This is a genomic window from Marinobacterium mangrovicola (genome assembly GCF_004339595.1).
In the GTDB taxonomy this organism is placed as follows: Bacteria; Pseudomonadota; Gammaproteobacteria; order Pseudomonadales; family Balneatricaceae; genus Marinobacterium_D; species Marinobacterium_D mangrovicola.
This window is the reverse complement of record NZ_SMFU01000012.1, coordinates 158844-180961: the sequence shown is the minus strand read 5'-3', so window position 1 is coordinate 180961 and position 22118 is coordinate 158844. Positions and strand designations below refer to the sequence as shown.

At 52.9% G+C, this 22118-nt stretch carries 23 protein-coding genes; all 23 read right to left on the bottom strand.

Features of this window, described 5'->3' with window-relative positions:
• Positions 1-21: 21 nt before the first annotated feature.
• The 23 genes from CLV83_RS19325 to mnmE all read right to left on the bottom strand — a co-directional run bounded on the left by CLV83_RS19325 (position 22) and on the right by mnmE (position 22104).
• Positions 22-207 (bottom strand): hypothetical protein, encoded by a 186-nt coding sequence (locus CLV83_RS19325; RefSeq protein ID WP_132296506.1) that lies wholly within the window; start codon positions 205-207, stop codon positions 22-24.
• A gap of 18 nt (positions 208-225) precedes the next feature.
• Positions 226-822: a hypothetical protein gene (locus CLV83_RS19320; RefSeq protein WP_132296502.1), complete on the bottom strand. Its 597-nt coding sequence runs from the start codon at positions 820-822 to the stop codon at positions 226-228.
• A 211-nt stretch (positions 823-1033) separates the two neighbouring features.
• The gene (locus tag CLV83_RS19315; protein ID WP_132296499.1) at positions 1034-1981 is read right to left on the bottom strand and encodes a hypothetical protein; all 948 of its coding nucleotides are present in this window, start codon (positions 1979-1981) and stop codon (positions 1034-1036) included.
• 33 nt (positions 1982-2014) lie between these two features.
• Positions 2015-2458, bottom strand: a complete 444-nt coding sequence (locus CLV83_RS19310; RefSeq protein WP_132296496.1) for a hypothetical protein — start codon at positions 2456-2458, stop codon at positions 2015-2017.
• Between the two features lie 325 nt (positions 2459-2783).
• The gene (locus CLV83_RS19305) at positions 2784-3347 is read right to left on the bottom strand and encodes a hypothetical protein (protein WP_132296493.1); all 564 of its coding nucleotides are present in this window, start codon (positions 3345-3347) and stop codon (positions 2784-2786) included.
• Positions 3337-4686 (bottom strand): DUF6630 family protein, encoded by a 1350-nt coding sequence (locus CLV83_RS19300; protein ID WP_132296490.1) that lies wholly within the window; start codon positions 4684-4686, stop codon positions 3337-3339. Before CLV83_RS19300 ends, CLV83_RS19305 begins: the two co-directional genes overlap by 11 nt.
• Before the next feature lie 42 nt (positions 4687-4728).
• The gene (locus CLV83_RS19295) at positions 4729-5919 is read right to left on the bottom strand and encodes a DUF6630 family protein (RefSeq protein WP_165900360.1); all 1191 of its coding nucleotides are present in this window, start codon (positions 5917-5919) and stop codon (positions 4729-4731) included.
• 186 nt (positions 5920-6105) lie between these two features.
• Entirely contained in the window at positions 6106-8502 is a 2397-nt protein-coding gene (locus CLV83_RS19290) for a polymorphic toxin-type HINT domain-containing protein (protein WP_132296484.1), read from the bottom strand.
• Positions 8503-8530: 28 nt separating this feature from the next.
• On the bottom strand, positions 8531-10249 hold the full coding sequence (locus CLV83_RS19285) for a TadA family conjugal transfer-associated ATPase (protein WP_207894961.1): 1719 nt from the start codon (positions 10247-10249) through the stop codon (positions 8531-8533).
• A gap of 7 nt (positions 10250-10256) precedes the next feature.
• On the bottom strand, positions 10257-11579 hold the full coding sequence (locus tag CLV83_RS19280) for a type II and III secretion system protein family protein (RefSeq protein ID WP_132296481.1): 1323 nt from the start codon (positions 11577-11579) through the stop codon (positions 10257-10259).
• A 10-nt stretch (positions 11580-11589) separates the two neighbouring features.
• The gene (gene cpaB, locus CLV83_RS19275) at positions 11590-12369 is read right to left on the bottom strand and encodes a Flp pilus assembly protein CpaB (protein WP_132296478.1); all 780 of its coding nucleotides are present in this window, start codon (positions 12367-12369) and stop codon (positions 11590-11592) included.
• Between the two features lie 21 nt (positions 12370-12390).
• A complete protein-coding gene (locus CLV83_RS22635; RefSeq protein WP_165900359.1) occupies positions 12391-12546 on the bottom strand; it encodes a hypothetical protein in 156 nt (51 codons plus the stop codon).
• Positions 12543-13193 (bottom strand): hypothetical protein, encoded by a 651-nt coding sequence (locus CLV83_RS19270; RefSeq protein ID WP_132296475.1) that lies wholly within the window; start codon positions 13191-13193, stop codon positions 12543-12545. The genes CLV83_RS22635 and CLV83_RS19270 overlap by 4 nt, the downstream gene beginning before the upstream one ends.
• Entirely contained in the window at positions 13190-13981 is a 792-nt protein-coding gene (locus tag CLV83_RS19265) for a hypothetical protein (protein WP_132296472.1), read from the bottom strand. The genes CLV83_RS19270 and CLV83_RS19265 overlap by 4 nt, the downstream gene beginning before the upstream one ends.
• Position 13982: 1 nt before the next feature.
• Positions 13983-14639, bottom strand: coding sequence for a hypothetical protein (locus CLV83_RS19260; protein WP_132296469.1), 657 nt, complete (start codon positions 14637-14639; stop codon positions 13983-13985).
• Positions 14630-15802 carry a pilus assembly protein TadG-related protein gene (locus tag CLV83_RS19255; protein WP_132296466.1) on the bottom strand — a complete coding sequence of 391 codons (1173 nt, stop codon included), beginning with the start codon at positions 15800-15802 and terminating at the stop codon, positions 14630-14632. The genes CLV83_RS19260 and CLV83_RS19255 overlap by 10 nt, the downstream gene beginning before the upstream one ends.
• 30 nt (positions 15803-15832) lie before the next feature.
• Positions 15833-16114, bottom strand: coding sequence for a Flp family type IVb pilin (locus tag CLV83_RS19250; protein ID WP_207894972.1), 282 nt, complete (start codon positions 16112-16114; stop codon positions 15833-15835).
• A gap of 19 nt (positions 16115-16133) precedes the next feature.
• Complete coding sequence (locus tag CLV83_RS19245) at positions 16134-17774, bottom strand: nitrilase-related carbon-nitrogen hydrolase (protein ID WP_165900358.1); 1641 nt, start codon at positions 17772-17774, stop codon at positions 16134-16136.
• A 12-nt stretch (positions 17775-17786) separates the two neighbouring features.
• A complete protein-coding gene (locus CLV83_RS19240; protein ID WP_132296460.1) occupies positions 17787-18230 on the bottom strand; it encodes a tetratricopeptide repeat protein in 444 nt (147 codons plus the stop codon).
• Positions 18231-18233: 3 nt separating this feature from the next.
• Positions 18234-18557, bottom strand: coding sequence for a DUF192 domain-containing protein (locus CLV83_RS22940; protein ID WP_132296457.1), 324 nt, complete (start codon positions 18555-18557; stop codon positions 18234-18236).
• Complete coding sequence (locus CLV83_RS19230) at positions 18554-19474, bottom strand: type II secretion system F family protein (protein ID WP_132296454.1); 921 nt, start codon at positions 19472-19474, stop codon at positions 18554-18556. The genes CLV83_RS22940 and CLV83_RS19230 overlap by 4 nt, the downstream gene beginning before the upstream one ends.
• Positions 19467-20327, bottom strand: coding sequence for a type II secretion system F family protein (locus CLV83_RS19225; protein WP_132296451.1), 861 nt, complete (start codon positions 20325-20327; stop codon positions 19467-19469). Before CLV83_RS19225 ends, CLV83_RS19230 begins: the two co-directional genes overlap by 8 nt.
• Positions 20328-20739: 412 nt before the next feature.
• Positions 20740-22104, bottom strand: a complete 1365-nt coding sequence (gene mnmE, locus CLV83_RS19220; RefSeq protein ID WP_132296448.1) for a tRNA uridine-5-carboxymethylaminomethyl(34) synthesis GTPase MnmE — start codon at positions 22102-22104, stop codon at positions 20740-20742.
• Between the last annotated feature and the right edge of the window lie 14 nt (positions 22105-22118).

The following is a 22118-nucleotide window of genomic DNA, read 5'->3' as shown; positions in this document are numbered from 1 at the left end:
GATGGATCCATGTTTCGAACGCTACACCGTATTCGCGGCCAGGCCGAGAATGAACACGATGATAATGGATAGAATCGGCGCGATGCCCTTCAGTCTGCCAGCGGCCTTTCTGAAATCGAACTTATTGAAACAGAGCACCACCAGATAAACGATCAGAACGCTCATCAGCAGCCGTCCCGTCAGATTCCCTATGACATAGGCGTCCATCTATATATCTCCACTCAATTACTGAGAAAGGGGTTTCAGATTACTGATTATCTTGGTGAGCATTGGGAGTATATGCTCTGACTGGCCCTGGGCCGTAACGGCGAAGAAACCCACTGAGCGTCCCGATGGCATCCTCCCTGAAAAGCTGCGAGCGTCGTAATCCTTACCGCCAGCGCTCAGCGAGAGTATCTCTTCGTAACCGATGATATCGCCATAGGTTACCTTTTCCATCTTGCGCTTAATCGTTGGATTCATCGTGCTGGAGCTTTCACGCACCGTCGCTAGAGATTTCCGTGCAGCGAACGGCAGTATGCCCTCTTTTATGTACAGGTCGGGAACGCTGACGATATCGATACTGGTGGGCGGATAGTACTGTTCAGGTGTGCTGAGCATGACGGCATGGGTATCGCGGCGGGGTTGGACCTCCCAGTTCCACTGCGGACGGGCCGGGATATAAACCTGCAGATCTGCTTCGGGAATGTCGGTGACAACGAAGGGACGTTTAGCGCGATCTTCGTCTGCATGTAGAGACGTGCTGAAAATCAACTGCGCCAGCAGCAGAAGCAGTGTTAATTCTGGAGCCAAGCGTCGTTTACGAGAGTGGTGTTGCTTCATCGGAATTCCTTTCCCGTTCTTTCAATAAGAGCTCAATCTTTGATCCCTGAATAGCGCATCCAGCGCAGCTGTGTGGCACCGTAACGGGTTGCTATAAGGGCGTCAACAGAGAGAAGTTGTATGTGGCCAGCCGTTTCATCGCCCTGCGTCCACTGATCAGGGATGCTCTTTGTCATCCCTGGTTCTTCCCCCTATATATCAGGTTGTACTGCTAGTTCAGCGGCTCAATCTTCAGGCTGCCCTCTGGCTTCAGTGTCAGTTTCACCTTGTTCCAGTTCAGCCCGTCTTCGGCCATTTGGCGGTGTAGCTTCAGCAGTGCCGCTTTGGATGCACGGGTGTCGGTAAGGGTGAGCCGCTGGGCGGTGCCATTGATAATGCAATCGCTGACCATGCTGACATCGCCAGCGCTGACTTCAGCCGTTACCACGACGGCCTGCCATCCTGAGGGAAGGCTGCTCTGCAGTTCTGAGGAGATAAAATCACCCACCTCCGGCCCGTTGAGGGTAACCGGCGCCAGAAGCTTTCCGGGTAGCTCGTCGATCCGGATGATTGCGGTATAGCTGTCTGGTGACTGTTTATTCGCGGGGTCGACTATATCGCGCAGGGGGATATTGAAGGTGACCGTTTTGTCATCGTTGGATAGCGTGCCGTTGGTCTCTTCGACCTGTTCGCCGGTGAAAGCAATATGAAAGCCATCGTCGCCAACATCCTCTTTAAGGCGATCAACCATGGCCTGCTGCATCTCAGCGGGCATATCTGACGGGAACATATCCTTGTTGAACTCGTCGATAAAGGCATTGACGTCAAGTGTGAGTTTGAGGGTGCCTTCACTCGCTGTTGCCACATCAATAGGCATGGGCCGGGATTTTTCGTTACCGCCAATCGCGGTAAAACTCACCTTGCCTTCGTTCAGCCAGGTATCGATGGAGAACTGAGTGGACTGATGGCAAACACTGCTGCCATCGGCTTGAGTAATGAGTTCGCCGCCCTCCTTTTCGCAGTTTTTATTCGGGTTTGGGCCAGGTTTTCCGGCATCGGCACTTTGCCGGATACGCATATCCAGCTGCTCGCTTTTTAGATCGAAATCCAGACTGACATCAATACAGCCGCTCAGCGCCAATGTGCCTATGAGTAGGAGAATCAGTTGGGGCATTTTCATGTACAAATCCTTTTGTACCCGTTGCGGTTTAAATCAGGCTGCCTGCGCGGTTTTTAGCATCTGCAGGAAGAAGGTGCGATTACGGTCGAAATTATCTGCATCGGTCACCAGCGAGAACGAAAAGTAACCGCCAGGGATATCCGTGATGGCAATCACATAATGCGCATGCACACTTTCACCTTCCGCCAGCCCTTCGAAGCGCTGGAAAATAACACCATCCTGCTCGCTGCGTTCACTCACCGGTGTCAGGTTGTCGTCGACCAGTGAAAGCCTGACCTCGGCAAATCGTGCTACATCCATATCCGGTTTACGGGCATAGGCGGAGATGGTCAGGGTGACGCTTGTGTCGTTGGACTGGACGATCAACAGGCCGGGGTTCTCCCGGTAACCTGAGGCTTTCCAGTGTTCCGGTATGCAAATTTGAAAATTATTGCCTGGGTTGGCGACCCAGCGAGTACCAACGGTTTCTACGGTCATGTGTTCCTCCAGTGAATAAAAAGATTACTTACAGGTCACCCCCCTGCCGTAAAATGGGTGATCCTCGTTAAAGGTATTCACCTTCAGGCCCGCCTGCTCCAGCGCTGTGATGAGCGTGTCGGCATTTTTGGTTTCACCGGCAGTGACTACACAAATCTTCAGACTTATTAGTTAGACATTGAATACTGGCAGAGGTGTCCAGATCGGTGAAAAATCGATTTGATCTCATTGGTTGCCTTTGACGTAGAGCCCTGCTCATTCATGCACCTACTTCTATATATCTTCTCATAATCGGGCATGTTTTTTAATGGGCCATAGATCATATTTATAGATTTTTCAAAACTTCATTTATCTTTGAGCGATAGAATGCTTCCGGATTTTTTCTAAGTGTTAGTAAAGGAACCCTGCCCAGAAGATTTTTACCATCTGTGATGAAAGCGCCCGGTAATGTTTTAGTTTTAAATTTTTCACCAAACGGCTTAATATCATCGTATGATTGTTGATTCCATGCTTTTACATGAACAAAGATAACATTTATTTCATCTGAAAAATCATTGGCAATAATATCTGTTGCTTTATTTTCACGGACAAATTGTGGTCGACTTAGGAATACGACTAAAGGCTTTTCTTCATTATAGTTTTCTACGTATTTAACGGCTTCTCTACTTTGAATGACCTTAGCATGCCGCATAGAATATTCAGTTTTATTTTCGATTTTAGTATTATTTTCGGTTTCTGCTACAGATTTAGCAGGGATACATAAAAAAGCGGATAACGTTAAAAATAATGATAGGTTTAAATATTTATTCATTGTATTACCTGTTAATTTTTCTTGGTTTTCACGATTTATTTTATTATCTTTTAATATAGATAATATTCTAATCGGCAAAGGTATCCACCTTCAGGTCCGCCTGCTCCAGCGCCGTGATGAGCGTGTCGGCCTGTTTGGTTTTTACCGCCAGTGCGTAGTAGGCGTCTTCTCCTGTGAGCGGGGCGATAAGGCGGTATCCGTGCGGCGCCAGCCACTGATGGAAGGTATAGAGTACCTCCCAGACTCGCTCGGGGCGGTTCAGCGTAACCGGGTCAGGTGAAAAGGACTCCTCAATGCCGAGGGTGCGCGCGATCGCCTCGCAAAAGCTCAGGGCGCTTTCATCATCCTTCCAGTCCACATGCAGCAGGGCCAGGCGGCGGTAGTTCTGCAGCAGTTCCATCTCCCACTGCGCAGCGGAAAAGGCGCAGAGAAAACCGCCGGCCTCAAGGGTTTCCTCTTCCCACTCTTCATTCAGCCACTCGACCAGGGCATTCCACAAACTGGCCTGCAGGCTTTTGGGCAAACTGGCTGCCATCAGTTCGAACAGCGGCTGCCAGGGGGCAAGCAGCTCGGGCGCGGGCTTGCGCTTGGGTGAACGCCTGGGTGGCTCCGGCAAGGCGGGCTCTGCCGGCGGCTCCAGGATGACCGGCTCGCCCCGGTACTTAGCGCAGGCGAGCATCAGATCGGTGGGATAAAACTCATGGTCGATAAAGCCGCTGTCATCGATATTCAGCGCGGCAACCACGGCGGCGGCGGGGTAACACCAGAAGCCTGTCCATTCGCCCTGAAGGCGTTCTGCCACAGGATAAAGCTGTAGCGGGATTTTATTTTTCAGCAACAGCTGTTCCCACTGATCCAGGTAGCGGGCGATCATACTGGGGCGTTTTTCCGGTGGTGCATCGAACACCGCATAAAGTTTTTTGTAGACGGGTTTGTGATGAATATCATCCCCTAATGGGCGCTCAGGGTCATATATACTCAGAAGACGGTCTATAAAGAGATCATAACCGGCTGAAATGGCGCGGGTGTTGCGTCCGATTTGATCCCGGCTTTCACCCAGAGCATGCCCAACTGACAGAAGCATACCCACTTGAACTGGATAGATAATGTCCATTTTGGCCTTTTCCATCCCGCAGGCGTGAATACTCTGCTCCAGAAGGCATAACCGCTCGCGAGCTCGCAGGTAAACAGGGCGCAAAGACTCAATACTGTCCCCACGGAGATAGAGCGCGCGCAGCAGGTCCATGGAAAGAGAAAATGACCTCTCGTAACTGTAGACGCGCATTTCCTGGCGACCGTCACACTTTTCAATACGTTGGATAATGTAGTCTTCGCTAGACTTATCTTTTGACACTTCAGTCAGCCATTGAATACTGGCAGAAGTATCCAGATCGGTGAAAAATCGATTCGGTCTCATTCAACTCTCCCTATCGCTGCTTGGCGGAATCCTTTCCTGATATTAAAACGGTTGGTTTTCGTTAAAGGTCTTCACCTTCAGGCGCGCCTGCTCCAGCGCTGTGATGAGCGTGTCGGCGTCTTTTGTTTTGACCGCCAGTGCGTAGTAGGCGTCTTCTTCGGTGAGCGGAGCGATAAGGCGGTATCCGTGCGGCGCCAGCCACTGATGGAAGGTATAGAGTACCTCCCAGACTCGTTCGGGGCGGTTCAGCGTAACCGGGTCTGGTGAAAAGGACTCCTCAATGCCGAGGGTGCGCGCGATCGCCTCGCAAAAGCTCAGGGCGCTTTCATCATCCTTCCAGTCCACGTGCAGCAGGGCCAGGCGGCGGTAGTTCTGCAGCAGTTCCATCTCCCACTGCGCAGCGGAGAAGGCGCAGAGAAAACCGCCGGCCTCAAGGGTTTGCTCTTCCCACTCTTCATTCAACCACTCGACCAGAGCATTCCACAAACTGGCCTGCAGGCTTTTGGGCAAAGTCGCGGCCATCCGCTCAAACATTGGCTGCCAGGGGGCGAGCAACTCGGGCGCGGGCTTGCGCTTGGGTGAACGCTTGGGTGGCTCCGGTAAGGCGGGCTCTGCCGGCGGCTCTAGGATGACCGGCTCACCCCGGTATTGGGCGCAGGCCAGCATCAGGTCGGTGGGGTAAAACTCATGATTGATAAAGCCGCTGTCATCGATATTCAGTGCGGCAACCACGGCGGCGGCGGGGTAACACCAGAAGCCGTCCCACCATTTCTGTAGCTTCTCTGTCACTGGATAGCGTTGTCCCGGGATTTTATTTTTCAGCAACAGTTTTTCCCACTGATCTAGGTAGCGGGCGATCATGCCGGGGCGTTTTTCCGGCGGTGCATCGAACACCGCATAGAGGTTTTTGTAGACAGGTTTGTGGTCGATATCATCAGCTAACGGACGCGTGGCGTCATATACGCTCAAAAGACGGTCGATAAAGAGATCATAACCGACTGACATGGCGCGGGTGTTGCGTCCAATCTCATCCCGGCTTTCACCTAGAGCATGGCCAAGTGACAGCAGCAGACCCACTTGAACCGGATTGATAATGTCCATTTTGCCCTTTTCCATTCCACAGGCATTGATACTCTCCTCCAGAAGACGCAGACGCTCACGGGCCTGCAGGTAAACAGGACGCAGAGACTCGATACTGTCACCTCGGAGATAGAGTGAGCGCAGCAGCTTCATGGAGAGAGCGCACGATTGTTGGTAGTAGAAGACGCGCAAATCTTGGCGACCATCACATTCGTCAATTTGTTGGGCTATGTACTCCTCGCTACAGTAAGTCTGCGATTTATCGGTGAGCCACTGAATGCTGTGAGACGTATCCAGGCCAGTGAAAAATTGATTGGGTCTCATCGTCTATCCTTATCGCTAAAACTGATATTCGGAGCCTGCGCGGTCCACCTTTACCCTCGATGTGGAGCCTGGCTGATCATGAATCTCATAGAATTTTGTATTACCGGCGGCGTTGGTGCCTCCATACAGACGCACAACGGTTCCATCGTTTTTACTTAACCCAGTACGAACCTCAGCGATTTCGTCTGGCTCAAGGCCAGCTGCTGCCAACCGGTCATCATTAATCCAATCCTGACTCATCTGCTGGCCGTCATTTGATGTGCACAGGCTGCCTGCTTTACAGCTCTCAGGGTATTTGGCACCGGTTGCCTTGGATTCCACAATGTAAATTTTACCGTCGTTGCCCCGGTAAATGCTGTCAATGCCCGAAGAGCCTTTGTAGCTATCGAATTCGCTCTGCCACCCGTCCGGCTTATCAATTTCGTCCCATGCCAGGTTTTTATCACCCATTCTGGTCATATTGTGTTCCTGTTCCAGAATGCGGTTGACCTTGGCCTCACCGACAGCACCAATAGCGATGGGATCATCAATCTCATCTAGACGGCGATCTTTAAGGTTATCTACTTGAGCGAGACCACCTGGTTTTGTTCCGGGGATATCGCAATTCGCGTTATGCACCCACGCCTTCGCTTCACCGGCGAAGTAGTTCGGCGTGTTGGCAACGCTGAAGTTGTATACCTGGGTGGGCTCTTCAACGTAGGTGTTGCCATAGGCCACCACATCGCCTTCCAGCGTGGCGATGGGGTCTTCCCACTCCAGCTCCTTGGCTTCGGTCCAGCCCTTGCCCTGTACCCAGAAAGGATGTTCCGGAGTGACGGTAAGGGTGCCGAACTCGGTGTCGATGCGCTGGTAGCCCGCAGCGGTCCGGTTGAGTTCCTGAACAATAGGCTGGGCTGCCAGGGCGAAACTTGCGGTGTTGCGGGATTCAACCCGGTCGCCGACGTTAAGCTGTTCGATGGGAACAGGACCGTCCGGTGTCCATATCAGGGTGCCGGCCGGGAAACTGGCGCACTCGATATCCTTTTCAAGGTCGTCGGCGTATTTGGCGAGTCTCGCGTTGCCGCTCAGGTCTGCCAGTTTGGCGACAATCTTAAGTGCTGCGGCAGGGTTGAAGTTCTGTCCCAGAATGAGTCCTACGTCGTAGGGACCGCACTCCATAACGGTTTCCACGTCGTCGGCTACAGACTCAACCAGGGCCTCTATGGTGCCCATAGGATCATCGACAAATGCTTTTGCGAGATCCAGGAGCACACTCGGATCTGTAATCAGGTCTATAAGGTCTTGGGCCTGATCCACCAAGCCGTCGATTAAGCCTTCGATGAAGTCGCCGACGATCTTCAGTGCGACTTTTACTTGTTCGGTAAGCTCGGCAAAGTCCTCACCGATGAGATCGCAGTACCAGCTGTCACACTCTTGTACCTCGTACCGGGGGTCATCCCAGGTTGTCTTACAGCTAGGCCCTTCTTCGGGGACGCTCACATCGGGGCTGTCGTCTCCTGTATCGGGGTCACCGTTGTCTGGGTCGCTGGTGTCGCTGTTCCCACCGGCCGCATCGTAATCAAAACCGGCATCACCCTGGGCATGGCCCGATGCCCAGCCGGGTCTGTTCAGGTTAGTGCCGTCTTGTACGTAGCTGGAGGCCAGGCTGCCATCGTAGCCACCGCTGGAGTTTGAGCCCCAGGGAATGCCGCTGCCGCCGTCGACCAGCTGCTCCTCCGGTCCACCCTGCTGGCGTTGCGTATTCTGGTCGGCAATGGAGACCATCAGGCTGTTTTCCCAGGCCTCGCTTTGCATACGCACCAGCGTGGTGGCCGTGACCGGGATCATGCCGTTGCTGTAGAGGTAATTCTCAAAGGTGCCCGGGGTGGTATTGCTCTGGCCAACAAAGCTAATGACCTGAGCGATGAACGGCATTCGCAGCTCGACACCCCAGGTGGTTTCGACCTTCAGTAGGTTCGCATCTTGAATGTTGAGCCCACTGCTGGCGCCGACGGCCGTGCTGCGCGTTTGCAGGTCTGTGTTGGGTAGTACACGGCGGCCGTTTTCGGTGAGACCAAAGTCGTCGAAGGCCTCGGGTGTAGGGTTCAGAATACGCAGGCGGGATTGGGTACCCAGTGTCGCCGTGAGCTCAGCCTGAGTTTGGACGATGTCGCCGGAGGCCGGGGCGTAAAAAGGTAACATTCCCTGGGCAATGCCACGCTGAATGGCTGAAGGCTGGGCGTGGTCCACGGAACCGTATCGAGCGCCCTGCACAGCCGCGTGATCGAGGGTGGTTTTGGCCTCGTAGATGCGTGCCCATTCGGCCCCGCCGAGCATTAGCAGGGCGACGATGGGCAGTGCGATCAGTGATTCGACGGCGGCGGCGCCACGTTCACGGAAACGGTGTGTGAGTGTCCTGAGCCTCTTGCCCATAGCCTTTCATCCCTGAATCTGGTGGTTATTAACTGGTGCTGGGTTCTTTGCTGCCTGACATGAAGATCGAGCGGTCGAGTTCTACACCGGCTTCCTGCAGCTCTGTGTAAAAACGCGGGGCGATACCCAGGCTCTTGAATTCGCCGTGGAGACGCCCTTCTGAGTCGATGCTGCTCTGGCGGAACTCGAACAGTTTCTGCATCAGGACGATATCTTCTTCCATGCCATCCACTTCGACGATAGAGGTCACGCGGCGGCGGCCGTCGGAAAAACGGCTCTGGTGGACGATGATGTCCACCGCGGAGGCAATCTGTTCGCGAATCACGCGTACAGGCAGATCCATACCGCTCATCAGTACCATCACTTCAAGCCGTGAGAGCAGGTCCCGTGGCGAGTTGGAGTGTGCGGTGGTCATGGAGCCTTCGTGACCGGTATTCATCGCCTGCAGCATATCCAGTGCTTCGGCGCCTCGGCACTCGCCGACGATGATCCGATCAGGTCGCATACGCAGGGAGTTTTTAACCAGGTCGCGGATGGTGATTTCGCCGGTTTTCTCGACGTTGGCCGGACGGCTCTCCAGCGAGATAACGTGGTCCTGAGCCAGTTGCAGCTCTGCTGCATCTTCGATGGTGATGATGCGCTCGAAGTGAGGGATACAGTCCGACAGGGCGTTAAGGAAGGTGGTTTTACCCGAGCCGGTACCGCCGCAGACGACAATGTTTTTCCGGTGACGCACGCATATTTCCAGAAAACGTGCCATTTCGGTGTTCAGTGAACCGAACCCAACAAGCTTGTCGAGGTTGTATTTCTCGGCGGAAAATTTACGGATGGTTACCACCGGGCCGATCAGCGATAGCGGTGGAATAATCGCATTCACACGGGAGCCGTCCTTGAGACGTGCATCCACCATGGGGGAGCCTTCGTCAATGCGGCGGCCCAGCGGTGAGACAATACGTTCGATAACGCTCAGCAGAGAGTTGTCGCCCGTAAAACGGGTAGTGGAACGCTCGATCTTGCCGTTACGTTCCAGGTAAATCTGGTTCGGCCCGTTTACCATCACCTCGGATACCGTGTTGTCCGCCAGCAGCGGCTCCAGCGGGCCCAGACCAATCGATTCGGCCACGGTTTCCTGTATCAGCTGGCGCTTGTTGAGGTGCGCTGGTATCTCTATCTGTTTGCCGGCAATAATGGACTGAGCCGTGTCGGTGGCCTCGGCCCGCAGATCCTCGTCATTTAGCCCGTCGATGATGCCGCGTTTATAGAGATCCAGTTTTTCCAGAATCGCTTTCTGAAGTGCTTTTTTGGTGGCGGTCCAGATCCGGCTATCTTCGATTTCGTCAGGGCTGGGTTCCGAGGCTTGTGACGCAGCACTTGGAGACGCCGGTATATCAAGCTTTACGGATGAAGCAGACTCGGTGTTCTCGAAACGGCTGTCGGATTCATCAAGGAGCTCTTCAGCGGTTTTGAAAGCATGCGTAAACACCAGCTCCACATCCCCCATCCGGCAACAGGTACCGGATTCGGGGGTGATCAGGCTCTGGGCTCGGCGTCCATTGACCTCAAGGTCGCCAAGTGCGACCAGCTTGAAGCCATCCTCTTGAACCGCCAGTGTCATGTGGTGCTTGAGCAACTGCCCCGATTTGATTCTGATATCGGACCAAATGGAGCGGCCGATCTTGTATACGCCCGGGTCTAACTCCCGTGTTTGTGGTTCTTCCGTGGCGACTCTGATCTCTAGCGTAAACATAGAATCATCAATCCATGATGCTGAATTTAAGGGCTTCGTCAGACTCTTGCTGCAGGCGCTTGAAGAGCTTCATGCCCTGCTCTGCTTGTGCTTTGTTGTCCACAACCCTGGGTGTCACCAGTACGATGAGTTCGGATTCGTTGTTACGGAATGAGCGGGATTTGAACAGCTCGCCAATAATGGGCAGGTCGCCAAGGCCTGGCAATTTATCCACTGTTTTGGAGCCTTCCTGACTGAAAAGTCCTGCCAGCACGATGGTCTGACCGCTCTCCGCGTGCATTTCGGTGGATGCCTTGCGAGTCGTAAAGCCCGGAATCCCGCGTACGCTGACACTGTTGTCGATCGCACTGACTTCGATATCCACTTCAGTCTGGATGTATCCGGACTTATCCACAAGCGGTTGGATTTCCAGGCTGACACCAAACTCCTTGAAGATAACCGTGATTTCGCCATCGTTGCCCGTTACCGGGATGGGCACTTCACCACCGGCAAGAAAGTCGGCACTTCCGCCGCTAATGCTGGAAAGTGTCGGTTCAGCCAGCAATTTGGCGTCGCCGTTGGTTTTCATCAGATTGATCGCTGATGTCAGTGAGGTGGATAAGCCAAAGTAACTCTGGCTGCCCTGAATGCTGTTGGGCAGATCGGATAGCGCCGGGTTTAATATCGCTCCATCCGGCAGGCCTGCGCCGCGAAAATAATCATTAACGGAGACATCATCGATGAAAGAGAACACCGGGCCGTTAATGGCGTCTCCCCAATTGATACCGATCTCTTGCATGGCATTGCGGCTGACTTCCAGGAACTGGGCGTGAATCAGCACCGTCTGCTTGTGCTCAAATTCGGGTGGAAACACCAGTGAGTGGATGTTGCTATATTTTTCCGCAATGGCCTGGACGCGTTCATGCTGGCGCACCGTACCGACGGTGCCTTCGATGACGAAGTTATTATCGATCTCGCGGATATTGATGCCGTTGATGTCGGCAAAAAGCGCGTCAATCACGTTCTTGGTTGGGCCGTCGACATAACCTTTCACGTTGATGAGATAGCGCTGCTTGTTGCCGCGCTTGTCCCAGATAACAACATCGGAGATGCCGGGTTCTTTCGCGATAACGAGTACTTCGCCGACTTTTTCCAGAGCTTCGACCTGCAGGATTTCTCCGTTACCCACGGCGATACGTTTAAGAGACTTGGCCGGGATGATGTGGGTCTGGCCCACCGTCAGTTGTTGGATAGGTGGCTCCTGGCTGCTCTCCGCGGCGCTAAGCCAGGGTGAAACGACGAACAGGCAGCACAGGACCAGGAAACGGCGAATATTCAGTGTGTTCAGCATTAGGTTTTCCTTAACCCCCGATAATTATCTCGACACCCGATCTCGAGCTGGAGATGGCCTGATTTTTTCCAAGGATTATTTCTTTGGAGACAATGCCGTCATAGCCATTGCCTTTCTCTCCGGCACCTCTGAGCACAAATGAGATCTCGCCGATCTTGCGGGCATGGGTGACCTTCGATGACTCTTCGGGTGTCAGGTCCAGCGTTACGGTGTTGTACTGAACCAGCTGGCCGCTTGGGTTTTCAGAGGTCTCTACGCCGGTTGCCAGAATGCGGATGCTATCCAGCAGCAGGGTTGTGATGAGCTCGTTTTTGTCCTTGTCCTGGGTGGTCAGCAGAATATCGACATCGTCGTTTGGTGAGAGCATGCCTGCGGCGGAGGAAAGGCTGTCGATATTCAGGGTCACCGCGCGACGACCTTCATCAATCAGGGCCGCAAATTTGCCGCCTTTACGCTCAGACATGTGAGAACGCAGCAGGGTCTCACCCTTGCCGAGGGGTTCGGAGAGGGCAAAGCCGTTGACGGCGCCGAAGTCCGACTTGCGGATGGCGCTGCTGTGAACGAAGCCGGAGGGGACTTTTCGCAGCGATACGGTACGCGACGAGACGACGTCGCCCGGCTGCAGATCGAAGTTCGCAACGACGACCTCTATCGGCTCGTACTGTTGGTCGATTGCGGCCTCTTTGGCATTAATCGTATTCTGGATGTACTGGTTAGAGAGATAGACCGCTGCGCTGGCCGCCAGAATGGCGAACAGAACAAGTCCAGCGGTAATTATGCGTCCCTTCATAATTACTTCCTGATATTATGTTTAGTTGGGGATGGATAGTGTCTCGACGGCCTGGTCGTGGTGTAGTTCGAGCAGTTCCCGTATGACGGGTAGACTAAAGAACAGTCCTGCCAGTACTCCTGCAATCACCAGATATTCCACCAGACTGCTGCCGGATGAGTATTTTCGAGGTTTCATTTCGATAGTTCTTTGCTGATAAGAATGAGAGTGCCTACGCCCTTTTCGTTCGGTTGAGCGGTGGCCTGTGCGTGTTCGTTTCTGCGCGAGAAATAGCGCGTGGAGCGATAATTCCGTGTAGTGCTCCAGCCCTGCTTTCTCAGCATGCGTTCCACAACTGCAAGTGCTTCCGACTGACCAGCATTGGTCGCGAGCACGGTAAATTCCTGAATGGACGGACCATCGAAAAACTTCTGTTTTTCAACGCGGACGAAGCCCAGCGGTAGGGCCTGTTGGCTGTTGCCTTCGGCGGGTTGCTTCGCTGAGATGGTAAACACACCTTCGGTTTCTCGTAGCTGCTCGTCGAGCTGGATGCTGTAAAAGCTGTTGTCATCAGCGGTCGCGAGCACTGTGCTGCCGTTCCGGTCCCGGGTGATCTGCACTTCTTCACCCAGGTTCTGTAGATATTCTTCTAGCCTGGGTACCAGCGTGCCGCTAGCCTCTGGCGTTTTAAAGCTCTGGATACTCATGGGAATATCATTGAATTCCATGTACTTGGCGATCCAAAACATCTCAAGCTCGGCGGGCGCATCCGGCACAGGTATTTCGTTTGCCAAGGATATGGATGGCATAAGACCCAGAATCAGAATGACTACCCAGCGCTTCATGGCTTGTACTCCTGCAGCAGTGCGTCCGGAGAGGCTACGATATCGGGGTTTGCGCCATAGAGACCTTCCTTGAACAGGGGGAAATAGCCAAAGGTTTGTGTTCCTGGTGTTACGGCGACATCGAGCGCGTCTTCCAGTGTCAGGTCTTGAATGCGTTGCTTATAAGTGGACTGGTCTTTTGCCTGCCAGGTGTCGGTCAAAATGGCTGATGTGGCCCTGAAGTTCATCTCAGCCGGTGGCAGGTAGTGGTCCGGATCAAAAAAATTGGACAGGTTGGTTGCTTCATCCTGCTCAGGGATGCGCAGTCGATTAGTGAAGGGTAATGCCACCTGGTACCGGGTGACGGTATCGGTCTCGAGCCCTGCCTGTGAAGCTATCCCCCTGACGGCCGCGACATGAGACGTCGAGCCGAAATTGTTTTCCTGCGTGACGTTGACACGTACGGTGCTGCCATCGCTCACCATCAGGGTTCGGGTGGATTGGTCACGCCAGAGAGGGTCTTCCGAAACGCCCTCCTGTGCCAGCACGCTGCGGTCAACTACCGAAGCGCTGCGGTGGCCCATCAGCCTGTCGGTTGCTTCAAGCTGATAGTCGCCCTTACTCCCCTGCCATATCACCTCTTCCCAGGCGACATAGCGCGCCGCCTCAACGGTTTTGTGACGCATATCTGCGTATTTCCCGAGCAGAGAAATACCAAAGAACAGGGGGATTGCTGCCAGGCAACCTACAATGAGTTCGACCGAGGCAGTACCTGATTGTCGTTGGGCTGGCGGGCAGGCTCTCTTCATCTTATTTCCAGTCGCGTTCGGGTATTTCGAACAGGGATCTATCGACACAGGTTTGCGTCAGCGATTGTGTGCGTTTTGTCTGTTGAGAGCCGTTCTGGTGGGTCTGCTGCCAATCCAGTGGTGTATTACGACCATAAATTCGCAGGTTGCAGGCGGATACTGTTGCGCCTGTGTTCAGCGTTTGCCGGGAAAGTCTGCAGCGGTATCCGGCGACCGAGTCGGTCTCTGGCGTGCTGGGGGAAATCTCTTCGATGGCAATAGTCGGATTATGATCTTTTTCCGTGGTTTGGCTGTACCTGTTTTGATTGCGCTTGCTGCCCTTTGACGAGCGGTATACGTGCTCACCTGTCAGCCAGGTTTCCTTTTCATACGGCTCCCAGCGATAGGCAAAATCCCCCGACTCGAGCATCCCGGTAGGTATGCGCCGCTCACTGTTTTCGTGAATGTATTCGTCACCCGTTACACTGAAGTAGTGGGTTACTTCTCCCCTGCCTTCGCCCTTGAGCTTGAGCCCACTGGATCCGGGCAGGAACCTGGTTTCGTGATGGGTGACCAGCTTTACAGCGGCGATCTGGTCTCCAGAGCAGGCGTTGGCTGCAAGGACGGCAGGTGCGAAAAAAAACAATATAGATAGCAGCGATGCTCGGGTTATAGCCATGGATCTACCAGTTTTACCTTCCAGAAGGGGTTATACAGACTCGAGTACTGAGGGTCGTTCGAGGCGAAGCCTGTGGCTGGTTTTTCAAAGTACACCCGGGCCTTGCTGTAGCCACTGATAACAGTGCCTTTGCTGTCTATTTCCATCACTGTGCGGGAGACGGTTTCGTTATCGAACTTGGTGGCCAACGCGACGAGGTCGATATAAAGCTCTTCATCGGGATCAGATCGTTTGCGGGCGTACGAAGGGATCCCCTGATAGTTTTGGTGGAATTCATCGGTATCGGCGTCACCCCGACCAATGGTGCTCCAACTCCAGCCTTTTGGGGTCCAATGGCCGTACTTGAGGGCATCATCGGCTTCCCAGTAGCCGAGGTCTTCGTTCAATCGCTGACTGGTGGAACCGTCCTTTCTCAACCTGTACAGACCCGGGACGAGAGTTTGGCTCCAGCGTCGGTTGTTTAGCCAGCGCTCGGACCCGGCGTAGCTCAGCTCAACCATGTCGGACATTTCGCCGTCGTCTTCTCCGGGGGAGAGTATTTCCAGTGCACCCAGAAGCTTGGCCCGGTATAGGACGATAGATCCGTCGATCAGAGGCTTGTAATTACTGCCGCTGCTACCGTTCAGGTTAGAGGTGTTGTTGAACCTCAGTACCGGGTCGTGGGCTTCCACGACGTCGCGCATGACTGATTCGACCCGTGCCGGGTTGAGATCGAACTGAGCCTGGTTCTGGGAGAGAGCATAAAGCCGGTTGACCCCATCAATGGCCGGAACCATCACGTCAGCTGTCAACTCAGCCGCCTCTCGGACTACGGTGGAATATTCTTCCACGGCAGCCATTACCGCATTGAGGTAAGGAATAAACCGAGCGATCTGGTTGAGGTTCGAGGAGGTATCCTCGACATAGCGTGTCCAGCTGACATAGGCAATCAGGTGGCCGGTAGCCACGTGGTTAGCGATCATGGCCCGGTTGGTGTAGGCCATGTAATTGAGCTGGCGCGCCGCCCACGCACCGCCGCTATACGCGGCAGCATCGGCGGCGTTACTGGAGATCGTCTTATCGGTTACTTTCTGGGTCACGTTGAACATGACCACCAGCATTACGCCGCCGATTGCGATCGCAAACAGAATAAGGGGCAGTATCTGCCCCTTTGAACGTTCCATGTCTTACAGCTTCCAGCGTAGGGATGTCGTTTACTGGTTGTTTTGTGAGTCGTAAGACGACAGGTTGGTATCTTGAGACGCGTATCCGGTGGCTGTATCGGCATTCGTGCCAGCATTGCTTACTTCGGTACTACCATCGTTACCCGACATTTCCTGTGCCATGGCGGCGGTCTGGTTACTGATAACGTCACCGAAAGAGGCGAATACGCCGATAGCGGCCACGGCAATCAGTGCAGTGATGATGATATATTCCGACATGCCCTGGCCGCGTTGCTTTTTGGCCATTGGTAGAGCAGATAAATTCCTTTTCATGGGACCTCCATTGTTTACTTTAAATTTTGTATGCGTACCACAACACATCGCTTAGCGATATCTCTTCAAGACGTTCCTTGCTGATCTTTGAAAAACCGTTGTCACTCAGAGTCGTATATTGATCGCCACGTCTTTCCATAATGAAAAGCTTACCGCGAACGGTGTTCACAATACCGACCCCTCGGGTGACGGGCACATCTCTGATATGAATATGAGTTAAATCTACATAAGGAGTGACTTGCTCCATGTCGAACTCATCGGTTACGCCTAGCTGGCGCACAGGAAACAAATCATCTAGATAAAGCCCTGAGAGCATTTCCGGATAATCGGATGAGATTCTTTCATATCCATATGAAAAATGTACCCGAATAATACAGAATAGAATCAGGATGTAAATAGCGTTAGAGGGGGTAAAAATGATGATTTTTTTATTACTGGAGAATAGGAAAAGAGTGCCAATGAGGATAATAACATGCTGCCAAATATAGGTTCGAGAGAAGAAACTGTGACCTGAAAGCGACACTGTTGCATATAGGTTTTCCCAGCGGCCATTACTTGATTTAAGTGCAGCCTCACCCTTTGAGTCAATATAGGCAGAGAGCCTAAAATTACTTGCTCTTAATATGGGAATTCCAGACTCTCGTGCTCTGATACGGTCGGATATTAAATGTAGTTCGGGTAGATAGGTATGCTTTATCTCTGCCTCATTAGCCAAAACCATTCCGATATTGGTATGTGAAAGTCTCTGTCTGATTTTATAGACATTAAGGCTCTCCGAGCAGATAAAAGGTGAAACTAATATCCCTTGATGATCGAAATTGGAATTTTCCCCAGGAACAATCAATTTTTCGGCGATGGGTAAGGGAGACTGTTTTTCATGAACATTCTCAAGTGTGCCGTCAGGACTCCAGTAGCCTGCTTGGCTCGACATACCCTTGCCGGCGGCGATATCCACGTAACGGTGAGCGATCAGTGAAGTTCCTCGGGTAGCACCGAGTATTTCTTTATTTACCGGTGTCTGTTGCGGATGGAACCCCGGCATAGCCGACTCGGGCAGCATGATGATATCTACATTCTGCGCATTTGCTTTTTTCAACGCCTCTATCAGGTGGCTCTTCCAGTACCCGAGGCCATCAGATATCCCGGGGTAGCTTGTTATCCGCTGTGGTAATACGGTTTGGACAATGGCAACTTTCAGACTGGCACCCGGCGTCTTCTCATCGGTTGTGGATGGGGTTGGAGCTAGTCCAATCAGTGTGAACAGGACGACAGCAAAAACCGGAGAATGTCGGCCGATTAATGTAAAAAATGCGATGACAATCGCAAAAGCCAACTCAGAACCTACATAGGGCAGCAGTAGGCTGAAGCCAGAGTAGTCGTATAAAAAGATTGTGTATGAAAGTGGAATACTGAATAAAGAAAGAACGATCTCCGTCAGTGAAAGAAGCCCCAGGATAAGCAGGGCATTCACCAAAATGTTTGGGACCTTTAGCCGTGTTATCGTTAAAATAGATAACGTATATAAAAAATGCGTAATTAGCAGAAAAACATATATAGGGAAATATGGGCCAGCTGTCTTGAAGAAAAGTAAACCTGGAATCGCAGCAGATGCCAATAAGCTGACAATTATCGGCGTTTTTAAACCTATCTGATAATTCACGAAAAATATTATTTATTGACTGCTGAACTTTTCCAGAATGCTAAGTACATCTAAAATTTCACTTGAGCGTTCATCCTCTGGTAAATTTTTTGTGTATTCGTTTAGGAAAGCATAACCTCTGGACATGTTTATAATCGCCAGGTTGAACAGTGCCTTTCGGTGTGAGGGGTTAATCACCAGAGTACGTTCGAAAGAAGCTTCCGCCTGGTTTATATAGTGAAGTCGGAAAGCCGATACACCCATGCGGAATTCCACATTGGCATCTTCCATCTGCGTGGATATCTGCTTATAAAGCTGAAAACTTTTCTCCCACTCCTTCTGTTGGTAAGCAATATCCGCTGCTTTCCAAGTTTCAGTCAGTGTTTGCCCTTCGGCCGCTTTCGCTGAAAGGTCTGTACCGCTGCTTGCGCAACCTGCGAGTAAAGTAATCAGTATTGGTATCAGAATAAGTCTCATGGGTTATCCATTCAGGTTCTTAAGTGCTAATTGGGCATCTTCCAAAGGTATGTTTGCTCCACTCTCTGCAACATATCGGGTGCCCTTGGGTGCTAATACGACTTTCCACGGAGTCACATCGGTATGCACCTGCAAGATATTTAGGTGTTGATCCAGGAAGAAAACATGGATTTTGTAACGCATAAAAAAGGTGTGAATGGATCCACCGGGCGAAAATACCAATAGCTTGCGTTGTTGATTTAGTGGTCGGGTTATCGCGCCAGTAAGGCGCTTATGAAAGGAGTCCATCCACTCGACTTCTATCGTACTATCCGAGTTGCTGATCATTTCATCAGTTTCTCAACGAGCCCGGAATCCAGGAATTGAACGATAATAGGAACGCTTATAATCATAAAAGTGATTGGGAAAAGCAGGCCAACCAACGGAAACAGCATTTTTACAGGTGCTTCATTGGCTTTTTTTTCTGCTCTTAGAAAACGTTCTTTTCGGCGCTGTTTGGCTTGGTTGGCGAGCATATTCGTGATGCTGCCGCCTGTTTCTTCAGCCTGGATGATTGCCGCCGTGAAGTTGGTAATGGCGGGTATATCTATTCGGGTGGAAAAGTTTTCCAGGGCTTCTGCGCGCGCGAGTCCGGTTCGAATATCGCGTTGATATTTGACCAACTCTCTTTGCAGGGCGCCCCCAGGTATCCTGTTGATACCCTGTTGCACGGCGCCGGCAAAAGGTAATCCGGCTCGCATCATCAGTACCAGCAGGTCGAGGAAGAAAGGGAAGGCTTTTTCCATCTCATGCTTGCGCTGTTTGATCTTGTCGTTAAGCCAGATGTCCGGATAGGTGTGCCCCAGCACTGCGAGTCCGCCCAGGACTGCAACGGTTTTTGGCAGATCGGTCATGCCGGTAAGCTGAGTGATCAAGTAACCGAAGCCCAGTGCCAGCAACAGAGAAAAGCGCCTAAGGGCAAAAAATTCAGAGGGACTCAGCGAGTAAAGTAGATCTGCCTTCAGTAACTTTAACCGCATGATCTCTAGTTTTTCTGGCTGTGTTTTCTTTTCGAAGATGTTTGTATACGCGCGTAGCAAAGGGCGGATATTGCGTAGTAGGAGCCCCAGGTTGCTGCTTTCCGAGCCGCTCAGGTCGATATCCGGCCTGGCATTGGCTTTGAGCAAAACCATGGGAATTAGAGTGGCAGACACCACCGTGGCGAGCACGGCAGCCAATGATATGTAAAGTAGAAGCTCAGACATCGATATTGACTATTTTATAGATTGACCAGACGGCGAGGGTCAGCATGGCTGACATGACGGCAAGCATCAGCCAGCCCCAGGGCTCGTGGAAGAGTGCAGACATTTTTTCCGGCTCTTGATAGTAAAGTGCCAGGCCGACCCCAAACGGCAGCAGACTGATAACCCAGCCCTGTGCCCTTCCTGTTGCTGTCAGCGCGTCGATTTTTCCTTCGACCTGGGCCTTTTCCCGCAGTGTATCGGCGAGGATCTCTAGCGTATCGGCAAGGTTGCCCCCGACATTGCGTGATACCGAGATGGCAATATTCAGCAGATCCAACTCAGGGCATTTAAGCCGCTCTTTCATATCAAGTAAGGATTCTTCTACATCTTTGCCTACGCGGGTTTCTGCCACCAGCAGCGCAAACTCCTGGCTAAGAGGCTTGGGTTGCCTTGCCGCCAGCATCTCCAGCCCTTTGCTTAGACTCCCGCCCCCCTTCATCGAAGCAGCGAGGGAAGAAAGAGCATCCGGTAACTGATAGACGAACTCCTTGCGGCGCTTTCTTTTGATGAGCCAGTGATAGACCCAGGGTGTCGACAGGCCCGCTATGAGGCCGAGAATGAGGCCAAAGAAGCCCATTAAAAAGAAAGCGCCAGTGACGCACGCAGCACAGGTGATCACAGTGGTTGTGATCACCTGTGCTGATGAGGTGGAGATGAAGCTCTGTTTGAGCTGGGTGTCGACATGGTCTACCACTTTGACGTGGTAGAGGGCGAGCAGCGCCTTGCCGTACTTGACGCTCAGATAACAGAGCAAAAGCGTGGCGGCAAAAATCAGGACGAGCGAACCCGTCATCAGGGTAGTAGCCAATTCCATGGCAATATTCCTTCTTTCATGAAGACCGCCATGATAACGAACGTTTTGGCCGATTCAATGGCTGTTTATAAAATAAACGTTTTCATCCCACAGTTACTCTATGCGGAGCCTGGGTCTTATTAATGCGACGGGAAAGTTCGAAAGCGAATGTTACTCAAAGCGATGAAAGTAGCGTCTAAATTTGGCGACAAGGTGATTGGCTATAGGCGGCTATTTAGAGAGCTGAGCGTAGTTAGCCAATTATTGTGTTGAGCGGGCTATTTGAATAGCCACGCAGCGTAGCAGGAGCATCGAGTGCCGCTTTTATGCGCCCCATGAGTTCCCTGACAGGTGAATTTAGAGGAGACGTTGGTGTGTTCGCGGGGCTCAGGGGGCGAGTTGCAGCCTTCCCTGAGCCGGGTCTTTAGGCTTGTTACTTGCCGATACAGAACGAACTGAAAATCCGTCCAAGCAGATCATCGGGGGTAAATTCACCGGTAATTTCCCCCAGTGTCTGCTGCGCGAGGCGCAGATCTTCGGCGAGTAGCTCGCCGGCGCTATCGGTTTCGAGTTGCACCAGGCCGGTATGCAGCAGTTCATCCGCCCTTTCCAGCGCATCGATATGACGGCGGCGGGCCATAAATCCGCCTTCGGTGGTGGCGCTGAACCCCATTACCGATTTTAGATGCTCACGCAGCAGTTCCACGCCGCCACCCTCCTTCGCGGAAAGTGCGATCAGGGTGTGTTCGCCGGCCTGTTCTATACGGGGTGATTCGCCACTGAGGTCCGCTTTATTGCGAATCAACGTTACGTGATTGAGGTTATCCAGGTGATCGCCCAGTTCGGGCCAGAGAGCCAGCGGATCGGTGGTTTCTGAACGGGTGCTGTCGACCATCATCAGGATGCGATCCGCCTTGCGGATCTCCGCCCAGGCGCGCTCTATGCCGATCTGTTCCACCGCATCGGGTGCATCGCGAAGGCCAGCGGTATCGATGATATGGAGCGGCATGCCGTCGAGATGGATATGCTCGCGTAGCACGTCACGGGTGGTGCCCTCGATATCGGTGACGATGGCGGTCTCACGCCCGGCCAAGGCGTTGAGCAGGCTGGACTTGCCGGCATTGGGGCGGCCGGCGATTACCACCGTCATCCCTTCGCGCAACAGGCTGCCCTGGCGTGCTTCCTGACGTACCTCGGCCAGTTGGGCGATGATCTCTTTGAGATCGTTAAGCACCTTGCCGTCGGCGAGGAAGTCGATCTCCTCTTCGGGGAAGTCGATCGCCGCTTCCACATAGATGCGCAGCTGAATCAGTGCTTCCACTAGAGCATGCACCCGTTTCGAGAACACCCCCTGGAGTGAACGCAGTGCGCTGCGGGCGGCCTGTTCCGAGGAGCTGTCGATCAGGTCCGCGATCGCTTCCGCCTGGGCCAGGTCGAGCTTGTCGTTGAGGAAGGCGCGCTCGGAGAATTCACCGGGACGTGCAGGCCTAGCGCCCAGGGCGATCAGTTCCTGCAGCAGCAGATCGAGGATCACGGGGCCGCCGTGGCCCTGAAGCTCAAGCACATCCTCCCCGGTGAACGAGTTCGGGCCGGGAAAATAGATCGCGATGCCCTGATCGATCTCTTCGCCCTGCTGGGCGTAAAAGCCGCAGTAGTGCGCGTGTCGGGGCTGGGGTTCGAAGCGCAGTATGCGCTTGCCCAGTTCCAGCGCCTGGGGGCCGGAGAGACGAATAATGCCGACGCCGCCACGTCCGGGAGCCGTGGCCTGGGCGACGATGGTGTCCTGTGCGATCTGCATAGCGTTCTGTTCTC